We start from the raw sequence: 22,400 nt of genomic DNA, 5'->3' as shown, positions 1-22,400 counted from the left end.
GCTCAGGCCCCCTTCCGGCGGGCGTCGTTGCCCACGACGGGGTTGCGCAGCACGCCGAGGCGGTCCACCTCGACCTCGACCACGTCGCCGGGCTGCAGCAGCCACGGGGGCGTGCGGGCGTAGCCGACGCCGGACGGCGTGCCGGTGGCCAGCAGGTCGCCGGGGCGCAGCGTGAAGGTGTGCGAGATGAGGGAGAGGGTGTCGCCGACGGGATAGACCATCTCGTCGGTGCGCCCGTCCTGCACGACCTCGCCGTTGACCCGGGTGGTCACCCGCAGGCCGTCGCGCAGGTCGCCGACCTCGGCGGCCGGGACCATGGGGCCCAGGGGGCCGGAGCGGTCGCCGTTCTTGCCCAGGATCCACTGGCTGGTGAGCTTCTGGGCGCGCCGCGAGGTGAGGTCGTTGAAGGTGGAGTAGCCGACGACGGCGGCCAGCGCCTCCTCCGGGGTGGCGTCGACCAGCGTGCCGCCGACCCAGGCCACGACCTCGCCCTCCCAGTCCAGGCCGTCCTCGTTCGACGGGACCGGCACCTCGGCGCCGTCCACGGTCAGCGACTGCGTCCAGCGGGCGAACAGCGTGGGGTGCGGCGGCAGGTCCTCCGCGGCGAAGGAGCCCTCGGCCACGTGCTTGAGGTAGTTCAGCCCGATGCACACCACCCGGGCGCCGGGCAGCACCGGCGGCACCCGCTCCACGTCGGTCACCGGCAGGGCCGGCCCGGCCGGCGTCCGGCCCAGGTGCCCGGCGGCGTCGGCCCAGAACTCCTCCAGGCCGGCGAGCACGGTCACCTCGGTGCCGTCGTCGGACAGCGCGGCGACGTCGACGGGTCCGCCGTCCCGGCGGATGCCCACGATCCTCATGACTGGTCTCCCTCGGTGTCAGGTGGCGCTGCAGGAAGGCGATCCCCGGCTCTGCCTCGTCGCGGCCGGCGTGGGGCGCGCCGGACGACATGGTGGCGGGCGCCGTGGCCGCGGGGGCGGGCAGGGCAGGACGACCCCGCCGGCTGATCGACCCGGTCGCACGTGGTCAGGGCGGATCAGGGTCGCGTGGCGCCCCAAGATGGTCAGTTCTGGTCATGCGGTGCGGGCCGCCGGGGTCGCACCCTCGCACTGCACAGTTCCACGGCCCGAGGGGTGCCCCGGGCCGGTCACCGGAGGAAGGATCCATGACCGCAGCCGAGCGTGCCGCGTCGCGGGTGGGGACGACGGGGCGCGCGCACGGACCAGAGGTCGAGGAGTCCCGGGACGACGTCCGACCGGGCACGCGCGTGCTGCTGCGCGCGTTCGTGGGGCTCACCCTGCTCGCCGTCTGCCAGCTGCTCCTCCGGCCGGGAGCGACGCAGGAGGCCTTCGCCTGGCACATCCACGCCGAGCTGACCGCGGCCTTCCTCGGCGCGAGCTACGCGGCGGGCTTCGTGCTCTCGCTGCACGCCCTGCGGCAGCGGACGTGGAGCCGGGCGCGCATCCCGGTCCTGACCGTCGGCGTCTTCGCCGCGGTGACCCTGTTCGCGACCCTGCTGCACACGCACAAGCTGCAGCTGACCAGCGGCGTCCCGACCGCGCGCGCGGCCGCCTGGCTGTGGCTGGTCGTGTACCTGGTGGTCCCGGTCGCCTGCTTCCTCGTCGTGCGCCGGCAGGGGTGGCGGCGCCCGCGGACGTCGGCCGGCCGCCGGACGATGCCGCACTGGCTGGCGGTGCTGGTGGGCGTGCAGGGGACGCTGCTGACGACGGCGGGCGTGCTGCTCGTCCTCGGCGGCGTCGCGGTGCACCACCACGCCGACCCGGTCACCCACTTCTGGCCGTGGGACCTGATGCCGCTGAGCTCCATGGTCGTCGGGGCCTGGCTGGTCGCCTTCGGGGTGGCCGCGGTCCTCGTGATCCGGGACGGCGACCTCGCCCGGCTGGTCGGCCCGTCGGCGGCGTACGCCGTCTTCGGGGCCCTGCAGCTGCTGGTGCTGGCCCGGTACGGGGAATCGGTGAGCGCCGCCGATCCGTGGCTGTGGGGGTACGTGCTCCTCACCGCCAGCACCGTGTTCGCCGGCGGGTACGGCTGGTGGGCGGCCCGGCGGGGAGTGCGGGCCGCAGGCCTCGCGGCGGTGCCGCGCGGCGCCGGGGGCCGGGCGCCGGAGCCCGTGGGCTGAGCCGCTGCCCACGACCGATCGGCCGAGCCCGCGGACCCCGGCGGGCTCGGCCGGTCAGCTGTGGTGGCCGGGGCGGCCGTGCCGGTGGTCGGCGACCACCGCGCGGCGCTCCCTCGCCGGTGGGCATGCTCGCGTCCGTGACCGACGCTCCCGCCCTCCCCGCCGGCCTCTCCCTCGAGCAGCGGGCCGCCCTCCTCTCCGGCCGCGACTTCTGGACGACGACGCCGCTGGAGGAGGCCGGCCTGCCGTCGGTCGTGCTCACCGACGGGCCGCACGGCGTCCGCCGGCAGGAGGGCTCCTTCGACACGATCGGCATCCACCGCAACCTCCCGGCCACCTGCTTCCCGCCGGCGGTGGCGGTGGGCTCGAGCTGGGACCCGGAGGTCGCCGAGCGGATCGGGGCCGCGATCGGCCGCGAGGCGCGGGCGCTGGGGGTGCACGTCGTCCTCGGGCCCGGCGTGAACATGAAGCGGTCCCCGCTGTGCGGGCGGAACTTCGAGTACCACGCGGAGGACCCGCTGCTGTCCGGGGTGCTCGGGGCGGCCCACGTGCGGGGACAGCAGGGGGAGGGCGTCGGTGCGTCGGTGAAGCACTTCGCGGCCAACAACCAGGAGACCGACCGGATGCAGGTCAGCGCCGACGTCGACGAGCGGACGCTGCGGGAGATCTACCTGCCGGCCTTCGAGCGGGTGGTCACCGAGGCGCGGCCGGCCACGGTGATGTGCGCCTACAACAAGGTCAACGGGATCTACGCCTCGCAGCACCGCGAGCTGCTCACCGGGGTGCTCCGCGACGAGTGGGGCTTCGAGGGCGTCGTCGTCTCCGACTGGGGCGCCGTCGACGACCGCGTCGCGGCGCTGGCGGCGGGCCTGGACCTGCAGATGCCCGGCGACCGCGGGGCCGGCGACCGCCGGGTGGTCGAGGCGGTGCGCGCAGGAGAGCTCGACGAGTCCCGCGTCGACGCGAGCGCGGCCCGGGTGGCGGGTCTGGCGCGCCTGGTCGGGCCGGTCGCCGACGGGTTCGACGTCGACGGCCACCACGCCCTGGCCCGCGAGCTGGCCGCGCGGTGCGCCGTCCTGCTGCGCAACGAAGGGAACACGCTTCCGCTCGCGCCGGGCACGCGGGTCGCGGTCGTCGGGGAGTTCGCCCGGACGCCGCGGTTCCAGGGCGGCGGCAGCTCGAACGTCCACGCCACCCGGGTCGAGTCCGCGCTGGACGCCGTCCGGGAGCTGGCCGGGGTCGACGCGCCCTTCGCCCCCGGCTTCGCCCTCGACGGCGCGGGGGACGCCGCCGCCCTGCGCGAGGAGGCGGTGGCGCTCGCCCGGTCGGCCGAGGTGACGGTCGTGTTCGCCGGGCTGGGGGAGGCCGAGGAGTCCGAGGGCTTCGACCGGGAGTCCATCGACCTGCCCGCCGGCCAGGTGGAGCTCATCCGGGCCGTCGCCGCGGTCGCGCCCCGCACGGTCGTCGTCCTGTCGAACGGCGGGATCGTCTCGCTGGAGGGCTGGCACGACGAGGTGGACGCCGTGCTGGAGGGCTTCCTGCTGGGCCAGGCGGGCGGCGGCGCGCTGGCCGACCTGCTGTACGGGGTCGCCAACCCGTCGGGCCACCTCGCCGAGACGATCCCGCTGCGGCTGGCCGACGTCCCGAGCTCGATGAACTTCCCCGGCGAGCAGGGCCACGTCCGCTACGGCGAGGGCGTGCTGGTCGGCTACCGCGGGTTCACCACGCTGGACCGGCCGGTGCGCTACGCCTTCGGGCACGGGCTGAGCTACACCACCTTCACGACGGCGGACCTGCAGGTCGTCGTCACCGGCGACGACGCCGCCCGGCTGTCGGTGACCGTGGCCAACACCGGCGACCGGGCGGGGCGGCACGTCGTGCAGGTGTACGTGGCGACGTCGGCCGGGCCGGTGCGCCGCCCGGCGCGGGAGCTGCGCGCGTTCACCCCCGTCCTGCTCGCGCCGGGGGAGCGGCGCACGGTGACCGTCGACCTGGACCGGCGCGCCTTCGCGTACTGGGACGTCCGCGAGCGCGGCTGGGTCGTCGCGCCGGGGTCGTACACGGTGGAGATCGGGGCCAGCGCCGTGGAGGTCCTCGCCGCGGCGACGGTGACGCTGGCCGGCGACGACCTGGTGCCCGCGCTGACGCTCGACTCGTCGGTGGCCGAGTGGCTGGCGCACCCGGTCGTCGGCCCCGAGCTGGTCGAGGGGTTCGCGCTGTGGCTGCCCGACCTGCCGCCGCCGTCCACCGAGGCCGGGCGGGGCATGCTGCGGATGGTCGGGTCCATGCCGATGCGCCGGTTCGTCGCCGACCTCGGCGCCTCCGTCCCGGCCGGGGAGCTGGACCGGCTGGTGGCGCGCGCGGCCGCCGCCCGCGCCGAGCGCGTGGGCCGGCCGTGACCCGGTACGTCGCGCTGGGCAGCCGCCGACGGGGCGCTGGTCGACGCCGCCGCCCTCCTCCGCGGCTGACCCGCACCGTGCGGCCATGGGGCAGGATCGCGGCGGCCCGCGCCCGGACCACCCGAGGAGAACCGTGACCGTCGTCCCGCCGCCGCTGGAGCACGTCCTGCACCTGGAGGTGACCGTCGACCCGCCGGTCGAGATCGGGCCGACGCCGGCCGGCCACCGCCGGGTCATCCCCATCACCGGCGGCACGGTCTCCGGACCGCTGCTCACCGGACGGGTGCTGCCCGGCGGCGCGGACTTCCAGGTGATCCGCACCGAGACCGAGACCGTCGCCGAGGCCCGCTACGTCATCGAGACCGACGAGGGGGAGCGGGTCTACGTCGAGAACACCGGACTGCGCACCGGCTCGGCCGAGGACATCGCCCGGCTGCGCCAGGACCTGCCGGTCGACCCGTCCCGGATCTACTTCCGCTCCACCCCGCGGTTCGAGACCTCCGCGCCGCGCCTGGCCGTGCTGACCTCGCACGTGTTCGTCGGCTCCGGCGTCCGGCACCCCACCGGCGTGGTCTTCGACTTCTTCCGGGTCGGCTGACCTCAGTCGGGCAGCCGCGTCGGCGCGTAGGCCAGCATGCGCCAGTCGCCGTCCCCGGCGCGGGTCCACACCGCCAGCGCCAGGGCGTCGATGGTCTTCGGCACCCCGTCGACGTCGACGTCGGCGGTCATGCGGCCCACCACGATCGCGGCGTCCCCGGACACCTCCACCCGCTCGACCGGGTGCTCGGCCCGCCGGTAGACGTAGTAGCGGGAGCGCAGCTTGGCCAGGTACTCCTCCTTGGTGTCCCGGACGCCGCTGGAGTGCGCGTAGCTCGCCTCCGGCGCCAGCAGTTCCTCCAGCGCGTCGAGGTCGCCGTCCACCATCGCCCGGTAGCGGCGGTCCTCCGCCGCGAGCACCGCCCGCACGTCGTCGTCCCGGCTCGTCATGCCCCCATCCTGGCCGGAGGGGGCTGGCTCGCGCCGGGTGGACGGCGATCCGCGCGTGCAGCCCTCACCACACGGCGCCGCCGATCCCGGCCGGGAGCCGGCGTGGCTGCGCCGCGGCGTGCTGGTCGTCCTGGTCGCGGTGGCCGGGTACCAGGTCGTGCTCTGGGCGTTCAGCAACCTCCGCGGCTTCCTCGGCCTGCTGTTCCTCGCCTGGCTGTTCTCCATCAGCGTCGAGCCGGTGGCGGAGGACGACGCCCCGCCGCCCCCCGACGAGTCCGCCCCGCTACCGCGCCCGGAGACGGCATGAGCCGGCCGGCCCCGCGGCAGGGGGCGGCCGGCTCCGCCGTTCAGCCCTCGGCCTTCTCCCTCTCGTAGCGCTCGGTCATCGTCGCCACCGCCTGCATCTGCTGGGCCGCGTAGTCCTCGCGCTTGCCGCCGGCGAACTCCTTCCAGTCCAGCGTCTGCTGGGCGTGGCTGACCTCGCCGCCCTGGAAGTGCGGCATGACGTGCTGGGCGATCAGCTCCCACGAGCGCTTGGTCGCCTGCGGGTTGGCCCACTCGTGGCCCAGCAGCAGCATGCAGCCGAACCCGCCGGACTGGTCCCACAGCCGCTGCACCTGCGCGCGGGCGTCCTCCACGGTGCCGATCGCGCCGATTCCGGCCTCGTTGATGAAGTCGATCATCTCCTTCGCGTCGCCGCCCTCGACGGCCATCTGCGGGAACGCGGCGGTCTTCTGGAAGTACCGGAACCACGTCTCGATGCCGTACTGCACCTCGGCGTAGGCCTGCTCGCGCGTCTCGGCGATGTGCATGAGCCCGACCAGCCGCCAGTCCCGGCGGGACACCGTCTGGCCGAAGTGCTCCGCGCGTTCCTGGACGACGTTCCAGTGGTGGGCCAGGGCGTCGAAGCCCTCCTTGGAGAGGGTGGCACCGATCGACAGCAGCCCGATCCCGTGCCGGCCGGCCATCCGCGGCCCGGTGGGCGAGGCGACGGCCGCGACCGCCACCTCGAAGCGCGGCTCGGTGTACGGGCGCAGGTGCAGCCGGGCGTCGACCAGGTTGTGCGTGCGGGTCTGCTGGGTGACCGTCTCGCCGCGCAGCAGCCGCATGATGATGTCGAGGTCGACCTCCAGCAGCTCGCGGGTCTCGGTCGGGTCGAGCCCCAGCATCATCGAGTCGGTGGGCAGCGAGCCGGGGCCGCAGCCCAGCATCGCCCGGCCCCGGGTCAGGTGGTCCAGCAGCACCATGCGCTCGGCCACCCACAGCGGGTTGTGGTACGCGATCGAGGTGACGCCGGTGCCGAGCTTGATGTGCCGGGTCCGCTCGGCGGCCGCCGCGATGAAGATCTCCGGTGAGGCGATGAGCTCGGTGCCGGCCGAGTGGTGCTCGCCGATCCAGGCCTCGTCGTAGCCCAGCCGGTCCAGGTGCTCGACCAGTTCCAGGTCCCGCTGCAGGGCCAGCGTGGGGTTCTCGCCGGCAGGGTGGAACGGGGCGAGGAAGGTGCCGAAGCGCAGTCTGTCCATGGGTCCTCCTGGGTGTCGGGGTCGGCCAGAAAGTAACCTGCGTCACATCGCCCGCGGGACCCTCGCGGACGGGCCGATCCGGTTCCGTCGGCGTACCGTTCCGGGACCACCGTTCGAGGGACGCCGATGGCCCTGCTCCGCCGGATCCAGGCAGCGCGCGGTGCGGCGGAGACGGCCGTCCGTCTCACCGCCGCCGGCGCGGTGCTGGCCGCCGCCCCCGCGGTGGTCACCGCCGGGCTGCTGGCCGAGCCCGCGCGGGTCACGGCCCGCGTGGCCCGCGCCGCCGCGGGGGCAGCTGCGGGCGCCGGCGCCGCGGTCGCCGACGGCTCGCGGCACCTGGCCCGGGTCGCGGCGGTCTCCGGCACCCGGGCGGTCGGCACGCTCCTGACCGGCGCCGACCCGATCCCCGACGGTCACCTGCACTCCCTGGTCGACGCCGCCAGGGGCATGGTCGAGCCGCCGCGTTCCCGGCACACCCGCCGCGTGTGGGCCGGGAGCGGTCACGTCCAGGTCGAGGTGTGCGCACCGTCGGCGGAGGAGCAGCCCGAGGTCCGCCGGGCGCTGCGCCGCCAGCTGGAGCGGCTGGAGGGCGTCCAGTGGGCGACGGTCAACGACGTCGTCGGCCGGGTGCTGGTCGCCGTCGACGACCGGCGGGTACGGGTCGAGGACGTCGTCGGCGCGGTCACCGCCATCGAACAGGCCCGCGGTGGCCGGCAGGTGTTCCCGCAGTCGGTCGAGCACCCCGCCGACCTGGAGCCGCTGCTCGCCGCCGTGGTCGCGGCCGCCGTCGACACCGCGGCGGTCGGCGTCGCCTACCTCGGCAAGGCGCTGCCGGTGCCGGCGCTGTCCCGGCACGTCACGCTCGCCATCGCGCTGCTCGACAGCCAGCGGTGGATCCGCAACGGGCTGGAGGCGCGGTTCGGCGTCATCGGTACCGACCTGCTGTTCAACGGCACCAGCGCGCTGCTGCACGCGCTCACCCAGAGCCCCACCATCCCGGCCCTCAACGCCGCCGCGGCGTTGCAGCAGGCGGTGGAGATGCGGGCCCGGCGGCAGGTCTGGCAGCGGCGGGAGCCCGAGCTGTGCGGTCCCGAGCCCGACGACGAGGGGGAGCCGCTCCAGCCGCCCGGCCCGCGCCCGGTGCCCCTGCCCCCCGGCCCCGTCGAGACCTACCGCGCCCGCCTGGAGCAGGTCGCGCTCGGCGCCTCCCTCGGCCTGCTGCCGCTCACCGGCAGCCCCGGCCGCTCGGCGGACATGCTCAAGGCGCAGAACCCGAAGGCCGCGGGGCTCGGCCGGGAGTCCTTCGCCGCCACCCTCGACCTGCTGATGTGCCGGCGCGGGGTGCTCCCCATGGACGGCGCGGCCTACCGGCGGCTGGACCGGGTCGACACCGTCGTCGTCGACGGGGCCACGCTGTGCACCGGCCCGCCGGTCGTCATCGAGGCGCGGGCGACCGCCGACGGGTGGGACGACGCCGGCGTGTGGACCGCCGCCGTCCGGCTCCTCGGCGCCCGGGGCGGGGCCGACGACGGCCGGCTGCGGCTGGGGCCGCCCCGCAGCGCGCCCGGCGCCGAGGGCGGGGAGGTGCGCAGCCTGCTCGAGGGCCGCCGCCGCGTCGGGGAGGTGACCGTCGCCCCGGAGCCCGACCCGTACGCCGAGGCGCTGCTGTCCGCGGCCAACCGGGCCGGCCACCGGCTGGTGCTGACCCCGCACGTCGGCACCCGCGAGCTCGCCGGGGCCGCCGACGAGGTGGCCCCCGCCGACGAGCCGCTGGTGGAGACGGTGCGCCGGCTGCAGGCCGACGGGCGGGCCGTGCTGCTCGTCTCCGCCGCCGACGCCCCCGCGCTCATGGCCGCCGACGTCGCCGTCGCCCCCGTCCTGCCCGGCTGTGCCCCCGCCTGGGGCGCGGACCTGGTCACCCGGACCGGCCTGGTCGACGCCTGTGCCCTGGTCGACGCCACCGTCCCGGCGCGCGCGGTGAGCCGCCGGTCGGTGACCACCGCCGTCACCGGCAACGTGCTGGGTGGTCTGCTCGCCGCGGTCGGCAGCGCCCGGTACGGGCAGGGCAAGGCGACCACCCCCGGGAAGACGGCCAGCACCGCCACCCTGGTCGACGGCGCGTGGACCGCCGTCCGGACCGCCCGCCGCCCGGAGCCGCCGCCGGCGGTGCACACCCCCTGGCACGCCCTCGACGCCGACGACGTGCTCGCCCGCGTGTCCGGCCTGCCGCGGCCGGACGACGAGCCGCCCGGCCGCCTCGCCGTCGCCGCCCGCGTCGTGGGGGACCTCGCCGTCGTCCGGCTGCCCGCCCGCTTCGTCCGCACCGTCGTGGCCGAGCTCGCCGATCCGCTCACCCCCGTGCTGGCCACCGGCGCGGCGGCGACCGCCGCGCTCGGGGAGAACACCGACGCCCTGCTGGTCGGCGGCGTCACCGTGATGAACGCACTGGTCAGCGGGTTGCAGCGGCTGCGCGCGGAGACGGCGCTGGAGTCGTTGCTCCTCGAGCAGGACGTGACGGTGCACCGCGAGACCGACGGCGGCACCGAGGACGTCCTCGGCGGCGCGCTGCGCGTCGGTGACGTCGTGCGGGTCGGCGCCGGTGACGTCGTGGCCGCCGACGCCCGGCTGCTGGAGGCCACCGACCTGGAGGTCGACGAGTCCAACCTGACCGGGGAGTCCCTGCCGGTGGTCAAGTCCGTGCCGGCCACGCCCGGTGCCGACGTCGCCGACCGCACCTGCCTGCTCTTCGACGGCACGACCGTGGTGGCCGGCAGCGGCCGTGCGGTCGTCGTCGCCGTCGGGTCGGCCACCCAGGCCGGGCGGGCCGCCCGCGCGGCCGGCGGCGCCGCGCCCCCGGCCGGCGTGCAGGCCCGGCTGGCCGAGCTCACCCGGGCGGTGCTGCCCCTGACCCTCGCCGGCGGCGCCGCGGTGACCGCGCTCGGCGTGCTGTGGCGGCGCCCGCTGCGGGAGGCGGTCGCCGCGGGGGTGGCCGTGGCGGTCGCCGCCGTCCCGGAGGGGCTGCCGCTGGTCGCCACGGTCGCGCAGCAGGCCGCCGCCCGCCGGCTGTCCCGCCGCGGCGCCGTCGTCCGCAGCGCCCGCGTGCTGGAGGCGCTCGGCCGCGTCGACACCGTCTGCTTCGACAAGACCGGCACGCTCACCGAGAACCGGCTGCGGGTGGCCCGGCTGCACCCGATGGACGACGGCAGCAGTGAGGACGACGTGCTGCGGCTGGCCGCGGCGAGCGTGGCCAACGGCGACGCGCAGGCCCACGAGACCGACCGCGCCGTGGTCGAGGCCGCCGCCGAGCGCGGGCTGGCCGGCGAGGGGGAGTGCGACGCCTGCGTGCCCTTCGCCGCCGAGCGCGGCTTCTCCGCGGGCGTCCGGGACGGCCGGCTGGTGGTCAAGGGCGCGCCGGAGGTGGTCGCAGCCCGGTGCGCCGGGACGCCGGACCTGCGGGCGGCGGTGCAGGAACTGGCCGCCGACGGGCTGCGCGTGCTGGCCGTCGCCGACCGGGAGGTCGACGGCGTGCCCGAGGACCTCGAGGCGGCTGCGCAGGAGCTGCACCTGCGCGGGCTGGTCGGCCTGGCCGACACCCTCCGCGCGTCGTCGGTGGCCGCCATCGAGCAGCTGCGCGCCGCCGGCATCCGGGTGGTCCTCGCCACCGGCGACCACCCCGAGACGGCGGGCGCGATCGCCGCGCAGGCCGGCGTCCCCGGCGCCGAGAAGGTGGTCACGGGGGCCCAGCTGGCCCGCGCCTCCGACGCCGAGCGCGCCCGCATGGTGCGCGAGGGCACCGTGTTCGCCCGCCTCTCGCCCGAGCAGAAGGTGACGCTGGTCGGCGCGCTGCGCCGGGCCGGCGCCACCCTCGCGATGACCGGGGACGGCGTGAACGACGCCGCCGCGATCCGGCTGGCCGACGTCGGGGTCGGCGTCTCCGGGGCGGAGTCCCCGGCCGCCCGGGCCGCGGCGGACCTCGTCCTCACCGACCTCGACCTCACCCGGCTGGTCGACGCGATCGGCGAGGGGCGGGCCATGTGGCTGCGGGTGCGGGACGCGGTCTCGATCCTGGTCGGCGGCAACGCCGGCGAGGTCGCCTTCACCGTGCTGGGCACGGCGTTCGGCGGCCGGGCGCCACTGGGCACCCGTCAGCTGCTGCTGGTCAACCTGCTCACCGACATGTTCCCGGCGCTCGCGGTCGCGGTCGCGGCACCGCGGTCGGCCGTGCTCGAGCAGTCGGAGGGACCGCTGGCCGGGCACCCGCTGGAGGCGGTGCTGAGCGCCGGGCCGCAGCGCGGCTTCTCCGCGGGCGTCCGCCGGATGGTGCTGGTGCGGGGCGCGGCGACCGCGGCCGGGGCCACCGGGGCCTGGGCCGCGGGGCGGCTGACCGGCCCCGCCGGCCGCGCCGGCACCATGGGTCTGGCCGCGCTCATCGCCACCCAGCTCGGCCAGACCGCCTGGGCCGGACGCCGCAGCCCGCTGGTGCTGGCCACCGCGGCGGGCTCGCTGGCGGTGCTGGTCGGCGTCGTCTCCACCCCCGGCGTCAGCCGGTTCTTCGGCTGCACCCCGCTGGACCCGCTGTCGTGGCTGGTCGTGCTCGGCTGGGCCGCGGCCGGCACCGCGGGCGCGGAGGTCGTGCCCGTGCTGGTCCGGCGGTACCGCGGGCGGCCGGCCGGCTGACCGGCCCCTGCGTCACCGGGCGAGCGGCGTCACCGGGACAGCGGCGTCACCAGGACAGCGGGGGAGTGGGCGGCCCGCCGGCGATGACCTCCTCGGCCCGTCCGCGGATGGCGGCGTCCCGGGCGGCGTTGGTGAGCACGTAGAAGCGGCCGGTGCGGACGGCGTCCACCACCAGCTCGGCCACCTCCTCGGGCTCCCGCGCCGGCGCCGACCGCGCGTGCAGCTCGGCGCGGGCCGCGCGCGTCACCGCCCCGGTGTCGGTCGCCGGGCCCGCGGACGCCGGCCGGTTGCGCGAGGAGTTGTCGAAGTTGGTGCGGACGGCGCTCGGGCACAGCAGCGTGACGCCGACGTGCGAGCCGGCCTCCCGCAGCTGGAAGTGCAGCGACTCGGTGAGCGCCACGACCGCGTGCTTGGAGGCGCCGTAGGCGCCCAGGGAGCCGGCGAACAGGCCGAAGACCGAGCTGGTGTTCACGATGTGCCCGGCGTCCTGCTGCTGGAGCACCGGCAGGAACGCCCGGATGCCGTGCACCACGCCCCACAGGTTGACGCCGAACACCCACTCGAGGTCGCCGAGCGGGACCTCCCACAGCGGGTCCTGGGAGCCGCCGACGCCGGCGTTGTTGCAGACCAGGTGCACCGCGCCGAACGTGGACAGGGCGGCGTCCCGCAGCGCTTCGACCGAGGCCGCGTCGGCGACGTCGGTGAGCACCGGGAGCACCGGGACTCCGGAGCCGGCGACGTCGGCGGCCGCCGACTCGAGCGCCGGCCCCTCGACGTCGGCCATCACCACGCGCATGCCCTCGGCGGCGAACCGCCGGGCCAGGCCCAGCCCGATGCCGCTGGCCGCGCCGGTCACCACCGCGACCCGGCCGGCCGCGACCACGTCTCCCCGCTCCACGTCGTGGCACCCCTCCGTCTGCCCCCGGCGATCCACGGCGCACGCCGGAGAGCGGCGGTTCCGCGGTCGCGTGTCCGTCGTCACCGAACACCACGGCCTGCGGCGCCGCGCGACCGGGCCGCGAGCCCGCCCGTTGTCCGCGCAACTGTGTCGGGGGTGGTGGGCGTCGTCAAGGCGGGGTTCCGGTCGGCAGTGCGGGGACGATCCAGGTTGACGGGGCAACTTCGTCTTGACAGCCGACGTGACCCCCGCCACGTTGGTGTCGGCGTGAGGCGCGAGGACGCTCCCGTTCCGGTGCCGGCCCGCGGACCGGGGCGTTCCACCACCATGCCGAGACCCCGCAGGTCCGGGGTGCGGAGACAGCAGAGGGGGCACCGGGGACGTGACCGAGCACGTGCGGCGACGCCCCATGCCCCACACCATCGACGTCGACCGGTACGTGCCCGCCTACATCACGGTCATCGCCAGCACCATCACCACGTCGGGCTCCCAGGTGTACCTGCGGAACTTCGGCGTCGGGATGAACGACTGGCGGGTGGTCTCCTGCATCGGCATGGACCCCGGCATCACCGCCCAGGAGATCAGCAACGTCACGAAGATCGACAAGTCGGTCATCAGCCGCAGCGTGAAGTCGCTGGTGGCCGCGAAGCTGGTGACGGTGGAGACCTCGCCGGGATTCCGGCGGCTGTACCTGACCGGTGACGGCGCCCGCCTGTACAAGGACGTCGTCCCGGTGGCGCTCGAGCGGGAGGAGCTGCTGCTGGCCGGGCTGAGCGACGAGGAGGTCGAGCAGCTGCTCGGTCTGCTGCGCCGGATCAACGCCAACCTGCCCGCGCTGGCCGCCTACGACCCCCGGCTGGCGTCGGGGGAGGGCGCCGCGGCGGGCCTGGAGCGCGGGCTGGACGACGGCCCACCCACCCTGGCCTCGACCACCAGCTGACCGGGCGCCCGGACCTCGGCGCTCTCGCCCGGTTGCGGAGGCAACGCCGACTGGAGGTGTGCCCGCAGGCGAACGCCGTCCGCGCCTCGGTCGACCCGGTTGGGCCCGCAACCACTTGACAGTGGCTGTGGTGCACAGCACGTTGTGCCCGACCGCGAACCTCCGTGCTCCCTCGAGAGCGAGGCACGATGCGCCACCTCCCGCGCCGCCGAGTCCGGCCGAACCCGGCCCTGGCACTGCTCGCGACCGTCCCCCTGGTGCTGGCCGCGTGTGGCGGTGGCGAGGACGAGGCGGCGCCCTCCGCGCCGGCGGCGTCCGGGTCGGCCACGGCCGAGCCGGTCACCGTCGAGGTCGGCGTCATCCCGGTCACCGACGTGGCGGTCCTCTACCTCGGGCAGGAGCAGGGCTTCTTCGAGGAGCAGGGCCTGACGCTGCACTTCAACACCGGCCAGGGCGGCGCCGCGCTGGTGCCGTCGGTGGTCAGCGGCGAGTACGACTTCGCGTTCAGCAACGTCATCTCGGTCATGCAGGCCCGCGAGCAGGGGCTGCCGCTGACGATCATCGCGCCGTCAGCGGCCAGCACCGGCGAGGCCGACTTCGGCATCAACATGCTGATGGCCATCGACCCCGCCATCCAGGACGCCGCCGACCTGGTGGGCCGCACGGTCGGCGTCAACACGCTCAACAACCTCTCCGAGACGCTGGCGAAGGTGTCGGTCGCGGCGGCCGGGGGCGACCCGAACGCCGTCCAGCTGGCCGAGATGTCCTTCCCCGACCAGGTCACCGCGCTCGCCTCGGGCGACATCGACGCCTTCGTCTGCGCCGAGCCGTTCTGCAGCATGGCCGCCGACAACGGGGCGCGGGTCATCGCCAACCCCTACGACGACCTGGCGCCGGGCGAGCAGATCGCCGCCTCGGCCTACTTCGCCACCGAGCAGGCCATCGCCGAGGACCCCGACCTGTACGAGCGCATCCAGGCGGCCATCGAGGCCTCGCAGCAGTACGCCTCCGAGCACCCCGACGAGATCCGCGCCCAGCTGCCGAACTACACGCAGATCGACCCGGCGCTGATCGAGCGGATGGGGCTGCCGGAGTTCAAGCCGACCCTGGCGCCCGACGAGCTGCAGAGCCTGGCCGACGCCGCGCTGGAGTACGGCATCGTCGACGAGGCGCCGAAGCTCGACGAGGTCGTCTGGACGCCGGGCGGCTGAGGCCGGGGCGGGCTGGGAGGACGGGCGCACCCGTCCTTCCACTCCGTGGACAGCGGCCTTCCCGGCGTGCGGCGGCGCCCGCACGCTGGGGCCGGAAGTGACGCACACCACGCCGGCCGGAGCCGGCGAGACCAGGAGTGGACTGACATGAGGACACGCGCCGCGATCATCCGGGAGCCCGGCAAGCCCTGGGTGGTCACCGAGCTGGAGCTCGACGAGCCGCAGGCCGACGAGGTCCGCATCCGCTTCGTCGCCTCCGGCATGTGCCACTCCGACGAGCACCTGCGCACCGGGGACAGCGTCGCCCGGCTGCCGATGGTCGGCGGCCACGAGGGCGCCGGGGTCGTGGAGGCGGTCGGTGAGCGGGTCACCCGCGTGGCCGTCGGCGACCACGTCGTCTGCTCCTTCATCCCGGCCTGCGGCGTCTGCCGGTACTGCTCGACCGGCCGGCAGAACCTGTGCGACCGCGGTGCCGAGATGGCCACCGGCAAGCTCGGCGACGGCACCTTCCGGTTCCACGACGACGAGGGCAACGACCTCGGCGGGTTCTGCATGCTCGGCACGTTCAGCCAGCGCGCCGTGGTCGACCAGGCCTCCTGCGTCCGGATCGACGAGGACATCCCCTTCGAGGTCGCGGCGCTGGTCGGCTGCGGCGTCCCCACCGGCTGGGGCTCCTCGGTCAACGTGGCCAAGGTCCGGGCCGGGGACACCGTGGTCGTCTTCGGCGCCGGTGGGGTCGGCATGAACGCCGTCCAGGGCGCGGCCTACGCCGGGGCGAAGAACCTCGTCGTCGTCGACCCGGTGGCGTTCAAGCGGGAGAAGGCGCTGGAGTTCGGCGCCACCCACGTGTTCGCCGACGCCGACCAGGCGCGCGAGGCGGTCGTCGACATGACCCGCGGCCAGCTCGCCGACCACGCCATCTGCACCGTCGGCGTCCTCACCTCCGACGTCGTGGCCGCGGCCGCGGGGATCGTCGGCAAGGGCGGCCAGGTCACGGTCACCTCCGTCGGCCGGCAGGACGACGAGCAGATCCGGCTGCGGGCCAACGGCGCGGTGGTCGGCTACCAGCGCAACATCCAGGGCCACATCTTCGGCATGAGCAACCCGCTGTACGACATCCCGCGGCTGCTCGACCTCTACCGCGCGGGCCGGCTGAAGCTGGAGGAGCTGATCACCCGCCGGTACACCCTCGACGAGATCAACCAGGGCTACCAGGACCTCGACGAGGGGAAGATCGTCCGCGGGGTCGTCCTGCACGACAGCTGAGCGGCGCGCCGTCCGGCGGCGATAGCGTCGCCGCCGTGACGGCCCGCGAGCTGGTGGTCCTCGGCACGGCCAGCCAGGCGCCGACCCGGGAGCGCAACCACAACGGCTACCTGCTGCGGTGGGACGGCGAGGGCCTGCTGTTCGACCCGGGGGAGGGCACGCAGCGGCAGCTGCTGATGGCCGGCGTCCCCAGCAGCGCGGTCACCCGGATCTGCCTCACGCACTTCCACGGCGACCACTGCCTGGGCCTCCCGGGCGTCGTCCAGCGGATGAGCCTGGACCGCGTGCCGCACCCGGTGCCCGCGCACTTCCCGGCGTCCGGCGCGGAGTACTTCGCCCGGCTGCGGGCCGCGTCGGTGTTCCACGACGTCCTCGACCTGCGCGAGGAGCCGCTGACCGCCGACGGGCCGGTGGCGGTGGGGGAGTCCTGGACGCTGTCGGCCCGACGCCTCGACCACCCGGTCGAGGCGTTCGGCTACCGGCTGGTCGAGCCCGACGGCCGCCGGATGCTGCCCGAGGCGCTGGCCGCCGCCGGGATCTCCGGTCCGGACGTCGGCCGGCTGCAGCGGGCCGGCGCCCTCGACGTCGGCGGCCGGACCGTGCGGCTGGAGGACGTCAGCGCCCCCCGCCCCGGTCAGCGGTTCGCCTTCGTGATGGACACCCGGCTGTGCGACGCCGTCCGGGCCCTGGCCGAGGGCGTGGACCTGCTGGTCGTCGAGTCCACCTTCCTGGAGGAGGACGCCGAGCTGGCCACCGCCTACGGGCACCTGACCGCCCGGCAGGCCGCCACCGTCGCGGCCGGGTGCGGGGTCCGGACGCTGGTGCTCACCCACTTCTCCCAGCGCTACCGCGACCCCCAGCGGTTCCGGGAGGAGGCGGCCGCGGTGTTCGGCGGCGACCTGGTGGTCGCCGCCGACCTGCAGACGGTGCCCGTGCCGCCGCGGGTCGACGCTCACCGCACCGGGCCGCTGCCGTAGTCGCCGAAGGGGAAGAGCGGCGCCGCGGCCACCGGCACCTCCGTCACCGCCCGGCCCCCGGCGTCCAGCGTGCGCACGGTGTCGGCGGCCTCGGGCAGCGGGACGACCGCGCTCCCGCCGGTCAGGGGCACGGTGGCGACCACCCCGCCCCGGTCGTCGAGGACGGCGGCGGCTGCGGCGTCCAGGGGAGCGGTGACCACGAGCCACCGGCCGGCGTCCGACGGCTCGGTCTCGGGTGCGGAGAGGTCGCAGACGCGGGCGACCACCAGCCCGGCGACCGAGGCGGTGCCCGGCGGGGTCGAGGCGCCGCACGGCACCGCCCGCCCGCTGCCGGTGGGGCCCACCTGCGCGGCCCACGTCGTCACGACCAGCCCGCCGCCCGGGCTGCGGGCCACCACGACCGCCACCGACCCCGGCACGCCCTCCAGGGGGAGCGCCCCCGACCACAGCAGGTCCGGCAGCAGGTCCCCGGGCTCGACGCCGAGCGGGACGGCCAGCTCGGTGAGCGCCTCGGCGACCGCCCGCGGCGCCGGCAGGGTCTCGACCGGACGCAGGGGCGCCAGCACCGGCGGCGGCGGGGCGGGGGCGCGTACCGCGAGGTCGAGCCCGGGCGCGGCACGGTCGACCACCCCGCCGCCGCGGAGCACTCGGATGCTGGCCCCGCTGCCGGCCGACGTCGTCGGCACGGCGGTCACCGCCACGCCCTCGGGTGCGGGGATCGGCTCGTAGACCCGGCCCACCGTGCCGCGCGGGCCGACCTGCAGCCGCGGGGAGACCTCGACCGCGTCGCCGCGGCCGGCGACGACCACGAGGGTGGCCGTGCCCGGCCCGCCGAGCAGCAGCGACGCCGGCCGCTGCGGGCCCAGCGGCCGGCGGGGGACCGACAGCTGCAGCTGCGCGGGCCCGGCCCCCACCGGGCCGGTCAGCCACACCCCGCGCAGGTCCTCGTCGACGGTGCCGGTCACCAGCACCACCCGGCCGGCGGGGGTGTCGGTGGCGAGCACGACCGTGCGCTCGGCCACCGGGGCGGCCGCGACCGGACCCCAGCCGGCCCGCCGGACGGCGTCGATGAAGGCGCGGTCGCCGGCCAGCGACCCGCGGGTCGGCCCGGTCAGGACGGCGACCTCCTGCTCGACCGGCGGGGGCGTGGGCGCGTCGCCGGGCACGGCCACGGGGATCGCGAGCGCCGCGGCGGCGAGCACCGCGATCCCGGCCCCGGCCCGCCAGCGGCGGGTGCGGCGGACCCGGCGGCGGACGTCGGCCACCGCGGCACCGGCGTCCAGCCGCCACGCGACGTCCTCCGGCGGGAGCGCGTCGAGGGACTGCAGCACCTGCCCGTCCCCGGCGGCGGCCACGGCCGCCGCCGCGGTCGCCGACGGGTCGCCGCGGCCCCAGCGCAGCCGGACGCGGGTCAGTGCGACCTGGACGGCCTCCTCCGCGCGGCGGGCGTCGCCGGTCAGCCGCAGCGCGTCGGCCAGCAGCGCCGGCCGCCGCGCGGCGACGAACCGGGCGAACGCCGCGTCGTCGTCCTCCCGCACGCCGTCCAGTCTGGCGGGGTCAGCCCGCGGCGGGCACCGGCGCCGGCGGGAAGGCGGCCTGCACCCGGGCGGCGCGCCCGGCGGCCTGGTCGCGGAACTCCCCGTGGGTCACCACGTAGAGGTCGTTCGCGCGGACGGCCTCGACCACCATCGCCCCCACCTCCTCGGGCTCGATGAACCGCAGCCGGCCGGTCTCCTCGAGGTCGACGTCGTACAGGCCGCTGTCCCCGGTGGCCGGCCGGGTCCGCAGGCTGGTCTTGATGTTGCTGTGCACCGCGCCGGGCAGCAGGGCGGTGACCCCGACGCGGGAGCCGGCGGCGGCCAGCTCGCCGGCCAGCACCTCGCTGATGCCGAGGACAGCCGCCTTGCTGGCCACGTAGGGCGCCACGTTCGGCGGCGTGACCAGCACCGACAGGGACGACGTGTTGACGACCTGCCCCCAGTCGGGGTTGCGCTCCAGCACCGGCAGGAACGCCTGGATGCCGTGCACGACCCCGTACAGGTTGACGTCGAGCACCCATCGCCAGTCGTCGAGGCCCAGCCCGGACACCGGCCCGAACGGCCCCACCCCGGCGTTGTTGCACACCACGTGCACCTCGCCGTACTCCGCCACGGCCCGGTCGGCCAGAGCGGCGACGCTGTCGGGGTCGGTCACGTCGGTGCGGACGCCGAGCACCCCCAGCTCGCGGGCCGTGGCGGCCAGCGCGGCCTCCTCGACGTCGGCGATCACCACCGAGCAACCGGCGTCGAGGAACGCCCGGGCCAGGCCGCGGCCGATGCCGGAGGCGCCTCCGGTCACCACGGCGGTCGTGCCGGCGAACTCCACGGTGCGGGTCACACGTCGTCCTTCCCTCGGGGTCAGTGCAGCTGGTAGCGCTTGAGCTTGCGGTAGACGGTGGCCCGGGAGATCCCGAGCCGGGCGGCGACGGCGTTGCGGTCGCCGCCGGCCTCGCGCAGGGCCACGGCGAGGGCCTGGCGCTCCAGCCGCTCGAGCTCGCCGAGCGGCCGCCCGGCCGGCGCGCGGCGGTGGTGGGCGGGCAGGTCCTCCAGGCCGATCTCCGGCCCGGCCGCGCGCACCCGGGCGGTGGCCAGCACCTGGAGCAGCTGGCGGACGTTGCCCGGCCAGTCGCCGGCGAGCAGGGCCGCCTCGACCCGGGGCGCCAGCGTCGCCGGCCCGCCGTCCCGCTCGGCGAGGGAGGCGAGGAGGTCGCGGCACAGCCCGGGCAGCTCGCCGGGCCGCTCGCGCAGCGGCGGGACGGGCAGGACGACGGGGAACGCCTCGCGCAGCCGCACCGCGCCGGCCCCGCGGTCCTCGGGGGCGGTGCCGACGAGGGGGCCGCGCGCCCGCGCGACCAGGTCGGCGACGCTGGGGGCCAGCGCGGCGGGCAGATCCGGGACGTGGCCGAGCAGCACCGGCCGGCCGCCGTCCACCGCGGCGACCAGCGCGCGCAGCCAGGCGTCGGGGTCCAGGGCGGCCAGGGCGCCGTCGAGCTCGACCGTGTCGCCGCCGGCCGCGCGCAACGCCGTCCGCGCGGCGTGCCGCTTGCCGGTCCCGCGCTCCCCGGTGAGCAGCACCGGTGTGCCGGCGGCGAGTGCCCGGGCCAGCCGGCCGGGGACGTCGGCCGGTGCCGCCGTCCGGGGCAGGCCGTCGGGGACCCGCTCCGGCTGCTCCCCGACCGGCTCCAGGACCAGGACGGCGGCGTACTCCCCGCGCGGCTGCTCCACCGGCAGCACCGACACCTCGACGGTCGTCCCGCCGGCCAGCCGGCGCCGCACGGTGCGGCCGCCCGGGCCGGTCTCCTCGGCGAGGCGGCGCAGCAGCTCCTCGTCGGCCTCGTGCACGAGCTCGCGGGCGCGGGTGCCGACCACGCACAGCCGCGAGGTCACCCCGACGACGGCACCCCGGCTGCGGCGGGCGACGCGCAGGTAGGCGTCGAAGAACTCCCGCTCGCCGTCGCTGCGGCTGGCCAGCAGCTGTGCCTCGATGGAGCGGCCGATCTCCACGACCAGGGGCAGGACGGCGGCCGAGGCGTACTCCCGGCGGCAGTGCACCCCGAGCGTGCCCACGTACCGCCGCGTGAACGGGTCGCGGATGATCACGCCGGTCGTGGTGAGCACCTCGCTGTCGGTGCGGAAGTGCTCGGTGCCGGAGATGAGGAACGGCCGCTGCTCCTCGTGCGCGCAGCCGAGGCCGTTGGTGCCGATGACGTCCTCCGCGAAGACGGTGCCCGGCCGGAGGTCCATCTCCTGGAAACGGCCCGGCGGCGGGAGCTCCCCGACGACGGTGGTGAGCAGCCGGCAGGCGCGGTCGGTGAGGAACCCCCACGAGCCCAGGTCGGAGATCTGGTCGGCCAGCCGGTCGAGGATCGGCTGGGCCACCGCCGCCAGGCGGGTGCCGGGGGCGGGGCCCTCGTCGACCGGGAACCGGGTGGCGGCCGGGTCGACACCGGCCAGCAGCGAGCGGCGCCACGACCGGACCACCTCGGGGCGCACCCCGGGGGCGTCCGCGGGGCGCAGCGTGAACGGGTCGCGGGCCAGGAGGTCCTCCTTGGCCGCGCGGACGGCGTCCCACTCCGCGGCGGTCCGCGGCACCCGCGGACCGCCGGCGGAGGAGGACGCCGTCGTCACGCGGCCGCGACCTCCGGTGCGCGCCGCATCCCGCGGGCCTTGGGCATGACCTCGCGGGCGAACAGCTCCAGGCTCGCCTGCGCCTGGTCGTAGGGCATGCCGCCGAAGCACGGCGCGACGACCAGCTCGTAGTCGCCGAGGACGTCGCGGATCTCCTCGATCTGGCCGAGGATCCGCTCGGGGCTGCCCCACAGCGCGGTCGCCGCGTAGTCGTCGGCCGCCTTCTCCACGCCGATCTCGCGGAAGTACGCCGCGCTCTCGGCGTAGCGCTCGTGGCCCTTGGTGGTGGCGAAGTGCGTGCCGGCCATCTCGTAGTGGTCGACGTTGGACAGGAAGAAGCGGTTCACGTACCGGAAGTGGCGCTCGCGCCCCAGTTCGTCGTCCTCGTGGCAGTACATGTTGACGTTCAGCGAGATCGGCGGGGCCACCCGGCCGTGCTCGGCCTCGAACAGCTCGCGGTAGGTGGTGAAGTTCGGCATGAGCGCGGGCACCGGCCGGACGATGAACGACATCATCTGCGCCTCCAGCTCCGCGGCCATGACCAGCGAGTCCGGCGAGCCCGCGACGACGTAGCGGCGGCCGCGGAAGGAGGCGCGCGGCCGGGGGCGCAGCTCGGCGCGCGGCTGCGGGTAGAAGGGCCCGTCGCCCTCGATGACGCCGGTCTCCAGCGCCTCGAAGATCATCGGGGCGGCCTCGTCGAAGCGGTCGCGGGTCTCGTCCAGCGGGATGCGGAAGGGCACGTACTCCTTGCGGGACAGGCCGCGGCCCAGGCCCAGCAGCAGCCGCCCGCCGGAGAGGGTGTCGAGCATGAGAGCCTTCTCGGCCACGCGCAGCGGGTCGTTCCAGGGCACGATGACCGCGCCGGTCCCCAGCTTGATGTGCTGGGTGCGGCCGGCGACGTTGGCCAGGAGCAGCAGGTTGTCCGGGCAGAGCGAGTAGTCCTCGAAGTGGTGCTCGACGGCCCAGACGGCGTCGTAGCCGAGCGCCTCGGCCCGGACGGCGAGGTCGACCTCGCCGGCGTACATCTCCTGGTCCGTGACGTCGGGGTCGAGCTTCCCGAAGCCGAGGTTGATCCCGATGCCCAGCTGCACTGCGTCCGCCTCCTGGTCGTCCGGTCGCCCGCCGCCGTGTGACGCGGGTCATCCCCGGGCGACGGTAGGGGAGATCGGCCGGCGCATCGTCTCAGTTTGAGACCGCGGGGTTCGACGTCCTGCGCGGA

General features: G+C 76.3%; 17 protein-coding genes. 9 read left to right on the top strand and 8 right to left on the bottom strand.

Translation table 11 applies throughout. The features are described from left to right. Nucleotides 1-2: 2 nt before the first annotated feature. Nucleotides 3-857, bottom strand: a complete 855-nt coding sequence (locus ACI784_RS06375) for a fumarylacetoacetate hydrolase family protein (protein WP_457012858.1) — start codon at nucleotides 855-857, stop codon at nucleotides 3-5. A 305-nt stretch (nucleotides 858-1,162) separates the two neighbouring features. On the opposite strand from ACI784_RS06375, the gene ACI784_RS06370 reads away from it, so the two are divergent. The 3 genes from ACI784_RS06370 (at nucleotide 1,163) to ACI784_RS06360 (ending at nucleotide 5,134) form a co-directional block, all read left to right on the top strand. After that, complete coding sequence (locus ACI784_RS06370) at nucleotides 1,163-2,137, top strand: hypothetical protein (protein ID WP_457012857.1); 975 nt, start codon at nucleotides 1,163-1,165, stop codon at nucleotides 2,135-2,137. A 137-nt stretch (nucleotides 2,138-2,274) separates the two neighbouring features. Then, nucleotides 2,275-4,536 (top strand): glycoside hydrolase family 3 C-terminal domain-containing protein, encoded by a 2,262-nt coding sequence (locus ACI784_RS06365; protein WP_457012856.1) that lies wholly within the window; start codon nucleotides 2,275-2,277, stop codon nucleotides 4,534-4,536. A 133-nt stretch (nucleotides 4,537-4,669) separates the two neighbouring features. Then, a complete protein-coding gene (locus ACI784_RS06360; protein WP_456923409.1) occupies nucleotides 4,670-5,134 on the top strand; it encodes a DUF3237 domain-containing protein in 465 nt (154 codons plus the stop codon). A gap of 2 nt (nucleotides 5,135-5,136) precedes the next feature. On the opposite strand, the gene ACI784_RS06355 is transcribed toward ACI784_RS06360, so the two are convergent. Continuing rightward, complete coding sequence (locus tag ACI784_RS06355; protein WP_456923408.1) at nucleotides 5,137-5,523, bottom strand: nuclear transport factor 2 family protein; 387 nt, start codon at nucleotides 5,521-5,523, stop codon at nucleotides 5,137-5,139. A gap of 55 nt (nucleotides 5,524-5,578) precedes the next feature. Between ACI784_RS06355 and ACI784_RS06350 the strand changes: the two genes are divergently transcribed. Continuing rightward, nucleotides 5,579-5,830: a hypothetical protein gene (locus ACI784_RS06350; protein WP_457012855.1), complete on the top strand. Its 252-nt coding sequence runs from the start codon at nucleotides 5,579-5,581 to the stop codon at nucleotides 5,828-5,830. A gap of 40 nt (nucleotides 5,831-5,870) precedes the next feature. Here the strand turns inward: ACI784_RS06350 and ACI784_RS06345 are convergent, their stop codons facing one another. Next, a complete protein-coding gene (locus ACI784_RS06345; protein ID WP_456923407.1) occupies nucleotides 5,871-7,046 on the bottom strand; it encodes an LLM class flavin-dependent oxidoreductase in 1,176 nt (391 codons plus the stop codon). A gap of 126 nt (nucleotides 7,047-7,172) precedes the next feature. On the opposite strand from ACI784_RS06345, the gene ACI784_RS06340 reads away from it, so the two are divergent. After that, nucleotides 7,173-11,723: an HAD-IC family P-type ATPase gene (locus ACI784_RS06340; protein ID WP_457012854.1), complete on the top strand. Its 4,551-nt coding sequence runs from the start codon at nucleotides 7,173-7,175 to the stop codon at nucleotides 11,721-11,723. Nucleotides 11,724-11,769: 46 nt separating this feature from the next. Here the strand turns inward: ACI784_RS06340 and ACI784_RS06335 are convergent, their stop codons facing one another. Beyond that, nucleotides 11,770-12,621 (bottom strand): SDR family NAD(P)-dependent oxidoreductase, encoded by an 852-nt coding sequence (locus tag ACI784_RS06335; RefSeq protein ID WP_456923403.1) that lies wholly within the window; start codon nucleotides 12,619-12,621, stop codon nucleotides 11,770-11,772. Nucleotides 12,622-13,030: 409 nt separating this feature from the next. On the opposite strand from ACI784_RS06335, the gene ACI784_RS06330 reads away from it, so the two are divergent. The 4 genes from ACI784_RS06330 to ACI784_RS06315 all read left to right on the top strand — a co-directional run bounded on the left by ACI784_RS06330 (nucleotide 13,031) and on the right by ACI784_RS06315 (nucleotide 17,015). Next, entirely contained in the window at nucleotides 13,031-13,561 is a 531-nt protein-coding gene (locus ACI784_RS06330) for a MarR family winged helix-turn-helix transcriptional regulator (protein WP_457012853.1), read from the top strand. A gap of 188 nt (nucleotides 13,562-13,749) precedes the next feature. Beyond that, nucleotides 13,750-14,772, top strand: a complete 1,023-nt coding sequence (locus ACI784_RS06325) for an ABC transporter substrate-binding protein (RefSeq protein ID WP_457012852.1) — start codon at nucleotides 13,750-13,752, stop codon at nucleotides 14,770-14,772. A gap of 147 nt (nucleotides 14,773-14,919) precedes the next feature. Further along, nucleotides 14,920-16,038 (top strand): NDMA-dependent alcohol dehydrogenase, encoded by a 1,119-nt coding sequence (locus ACI784_RS06320; RefSeq protein ID WP_457012851.1) that lies wholly within the window; start codon nucleotides 14,920-14,922, stop codon nucleotides 16,036-16,038. Between the two features lie 35 nt (nucleotides 16,039-16,073). Next, nucleotides 16,074-17,015: a ribonuclease Z gene (locus ACI784_RS06315; protein ID WP_456923397.1), complete on the top strand. Its 942-nt coding sequence runs from the start codon at nucleotides 16,074-16,076 to the stop codon at nucleotides 17,013-17,015. Here ACI784_RS06315 and ACI784_RS06310 read toward each other — a convergent pair. From ACI784_RS06310 to ACI784_RS06295, 4 genes are read right to left on the bottom strand one after another with little or no spacing between them, the layout of a single operon-like run. After that, a complete protein-coding gene (locus ACI784_RS06310; RefSeq protein WP_457012850.1) occupies nucleotides 16,991-18,553 on the bottom strand; it encodes a hypothetical protein in 1,563 nt (520 codons plus the stop codon). The genes ACI784_RS06315 and ACI784_RS06310 overlap by 25 nt on opposite strands. A 19-nt stretch (nucleotides 18,554-18,572) precedes the next feature. Continuing rightward, the gene (locus ACI784_RS06305; protein ID WP_457012849.1) at nucleotides 18,573-19,391 is read right to left on the bottom strand and encodes an SDR family NAD(P)-dependent oxidoreductase; all 819 of its coding nucleotides are present in this window, start codon (nucleotides 19,389-19,391) and stop codon (nucleotides 18,573-18,575) included. Nucleotides 19,392-19,411: 20 nt separating this feature from the next. After that, nucleotides 19,412-21,181: a sigma-54-dependent Fis family transcriptional regulator gene (locus ACI784_RS06300; protein WP_457012848.1), complete on the bottom strand. Its 1,770-nt coding sequence runs from the start codon at nucleotides 21,179-21,181 to the stop codon at nucleotides 19,412-19,414. Next, nucleotides 21,178-22,272 (bottom strand): LLM class flavin-dependent oxidoreductase, encoded by a 1,095-nt coding sequence (locus tag ACI784_RS06295; protein WP_456923393.1) that lies wholly within the window; start codon nucleotides 22,270-22,272, stop codon nucleotides 21,178-21,180. Before ACI784_RS06295 ends, ACI784_RS06300 begins: the two co-directional genes overlap by 4 nt. Between the last annotated feature and the right edge of the window lie 128 nt (nucleotides 22,273-22,400).

This window comes from Geodermatophilus sp. SYSU D01186 (assembly GCF_054050215.1).
This window is presented reverse-complemented; position numbering and strand designations above follow the sequence as displayed.